2 protein-coding genes and 1 pseudogene are annotated in these 3,501 nt (G+C 32.6%); all 3 read left to right on the top strand.

What is annotated here, in order from left to right:
- Positions 1-86 precede the first annotated feature (86 nt).
- Positions 87-1,964 (top strand): annotated as a pseudogene (copB, locus tag CD152_RS12075) (copper-translocating P-type ATPase CopB); the annotation flags it as partial.
- Between the two features lie 295 nt (positions 1,965-2,259).
- A complete protein-coding gene (locus CD152_RS12155; protein ID WP_331463264.1) occupies positions 2,260-2,508 on the top strand; it encodes a multicopper oxidase domain-containing protein in 249 nt (82 codons plus the stop codon).
- 180 nt (positions 2,509-2,688) lie between these two features.
- The gene (locus CD152_RS10160) at positions 2,689-3,231 is read left to right on the top strand and encodes a YdhK family protein (protein WP_103214745.1); all 543 of its coding nucleotides are present in this window, start codon (positions 2,689-2,691) and stop codon (positions 3,229-3,231) included.
- Positions 3,232-3,501 lie beyond the last annotated feature (270 nt).

Below are 3,501 nucleotides of genomic sequence, written 5' to 3'. Positions count from 1 at the left end.
AAATAGTATATACACCCAGGGGGTATATGTTATACTCACATTATCTTATTACTATCTCTAAAAATATAAAATTAGGAGGTTTTATTTTGCCGAATAATGAAAAACATCAAAATCATGAGAATCATAGCCATCAAGAACATGAGAATCACGCTAGTCATGACGATCATGCACATCATCATCATGGAAATTTTAAAATTAAATTCTTTATTTCTTTGATTTTTGCGATACCGATTATTATCTTATCGCCCATGATGGGGATTAAATTACCGTTTCAATTTTCATTTACAGGGTCAGATTGGATTGTATTAATTCTTGCTACTATTTTATTCTTTTATGGAGGAAAGCCATTTTTATCAGGGGCTAAAGATGAAATTTCAACTAAGAAACCTGGAATGATGACGCTTGTTGCTCTAGGTATTTCAGTTGCTTATATTTATAGTTTATACGCCTTTTATATGAATAACTTCAGTGGTTCATCCACACATACAATGGACTTTTTCTGGGAATTAGCGACTTTAATTTTAATCATGTTATTAGGTCATTGGATTGAAATGAACGCAGTAGGTAATGCAGGCAATGCACTGAAGAAAATGGCAGAACTTTTACCTAATACTGCAGTGAAACTGATTGATAATAATCAACGAGAAGAAGTTAAAATATCAGATATTCATATTGGCGATATTGTGGAAGTCAGGGCAGGCGAAAGTATACCTACAGACGGAATCATTGTTCAAGGAGAAACATCAATTGATGAATCATTAGTTACTGGCGAATCAAAAAAAGTTTATAAAACTCATAATGATGATGTTATTGGGGGTTCAATTAATGGTTCAGGCACAGTACAAGTTAAAGTGACAGCTACGGGTGAAAACGGCTACCTATCTCAAGTTATGGGTCTTGTTAACCAAGCGCAAAACGATAAGTCAAAAGCTGAACTCCTCTAGGATAAAGTCGCAGGTTATTTGTTTTACTTTGCCGTAGGAATTGGGCTGATTTCATTTATTGTATGGATGCTTATTCAAAATAACGTTGATTTCGCACTCGAACGACTTGTAACCGTATTAGTTATTGCTTGTCCTCATGCATTGGGATTGGCAATACCTTTAGTTACAGCACGTTCTACTTCTATAGGTGCACATAATGGTTTAATCATAAAAAACAGAGAATCTATAGAAATCGCACAACACATTGATTACATCATGATGGATAAAACTGGGACACTTACTGAAGGTAACTTTTCAGTGAATCACTATGAAAGTTTTACGAACGAGCTAAATAATGAAGAAATATTGAGTCTATTTACTTCATTAGAAAGTAACTCTAATCATCCACTTGCCACTGGTGTTGTTGATTTTGCTAAAGACAAAAATATTTCATATGCTACTCCTCAAGAAGTTAATAATATTCCAGGTGTAGGCTTAGAAGGCACAGTTGATAATAAAAAACTCAAAATAGTGAATGTTTCTTATCTCGATAAAAGCAATTTTGATTATAATAAAGAACAATTTACGAATCTCGCTCAACAAGGGAATTCTATTAGTTATCTAATTCATGACCGACAAGTTATTGGTATTATCGCACAAGGCGATAAAATTAAAGAAAGTTCAAAACAAATGGTTTCGGATTTATTATCGAGAAACATTACGCCAGTCATGCTTACAGGCGATAATAAAGAAGTGGCACAAACAGTGGCTGAAGAATTAGGCATTAGTGATGTCCACGCGCAATTGATGCCCGAAGATAAAGAAAGTATTATCCAAGATTATCAAAGCAATGGTAGCAAAATCATGATGGTTGGTGATGGTATCAATGATGCGCCAAGCCTTATTAGAGCAGATATTGGTATGGCAATTGGCGCAGGGACAGATGTAGCTGTTGAATCGGGGGATGTCATACTCGTTAAAAGTAATCCTTCTGATATTATCAATTTTTTGTCCCTTTCAAAAAATACGATGAAAAAAATGTTTACAATTTTAATTACGTTATTTTCTATAATGTTTATGGTTCCTACTGATACTTTTGCAGAAGGTAAGCATAACATGATGGACATGAAAGAAAATGATCAAAAGCGAATTGATATGATGGATATGAAAAGTCATGACGAAAGAAAAAATTTGAATTCTTCACAAGGAAAAATGAAATAACATTTCCCAAAGTTTTAGAGCCTAAAAAAGATAACAATGGTTATAAAAGTTATACATTAAAAGCGCAAAAAGGAAAGACAGAATTTTACAAAGGTAATTTCTCTAACACTTTAGGATAAAATGGAAATTTACTTGGCCCAACCTTAAAATAAAAAAAGGAGATAAGGTTAAAATTAAGTTAGTCAACAACTTAGATGAAAATACAACATTTCATTGGCATGGGTTAGAAATAGATGGAAAAGTGGATGGAGGCCCTTCTCAAGTTATAAAACCAGGAAAAGAAAAAACAATAAAATTTGAGGTTAAACAAGAGGCTGCTACATTATGGTATCATCCCCACCCCTCCCCAAATACAGCTAAATAGGTTTATAATGGTTTATCAGGGTTATTATATATAGAGGATGACAAAAAGAATAATTATCCTGGCAATTATGGGAAAAATGATTTGCCTATGATAATCCAAGATAAAACATTCTTGAGCATGAAGATAATGGAATGATGGGACAAATAAAAGTAACAAAATAATTTATAAGGAGAATTCAATATGATGAAAAAATTGAGCTTAATTATAGTAGCTTCAGGATTAGTATTATCATCTTGTTCAACTGGTGAGGAAGAAGAAAATTCTAAAGATCAAAAACAAGAAAAACATATGAATCATAAGAGTGAAAGTAAAGCCCCAGATAATATGAAAAGTACAGATGACAGTAAATATAAAAAGGACGATAAAATAACAATTACAGCTGATCATATGCCTGGTATGAAAAATGCCAAAGGTACTGTGAAAGGTGCTTATAAAACGTATGCTTATGTCGTGAGTTACACACCTACAAATGGTGATGAAAAAGTTAATAATCACAAATGGGTCGTTAATGAGGAAGTTGCAGATGCCCCTGAAAATGGATTCAAGAAAGGTGATACAGTTAAATTAGAAGCTGACCATATGCCTGGTATGAAAGGTGCAGAAGCTCAAATTGATGATGTAGAAAAAACAACCGTTTATATGGTGGATTATAAATCAACAGAAAACGATGAGATGGTTAAAAATCATAAATGGATGACAACTGACGAACTAAAATCTCGTTAATGTCTATCATTTTAAAGCTTTAAAGTATTTAGTTAGTTATTCACAAATGCAATATGAATTCTCTTTGTTAAGTAGACAAGCAAATAAATAAAATTTATGGCTACTCTCATTATCGTGGATATGAGAGTAGCCATTTGTATAGAAAAATCAGGAGTTATTTATGTTTTTTGCAATTTAACAAGTAAAATTACTGCAATATAAAACGGAAAGTGACAAAGTGAATTAGGAATTAAATTCAAAGCATATTAGTAACTTAAACGACCGTTAAAC

Origin of the sequence: Macrococcoides caseolyticum (assembly GCF_002902665.1) — a bacterium.
Lineage (GTDB): Bacteria > Bacillota > Bacilli > Staphylococcales > Staphylococcaceae > Macrococcoides > Macrococcoides caseolyticum.
This window is presented reverse-complemented; position numbering and strand designations above follow the sequence as displayed.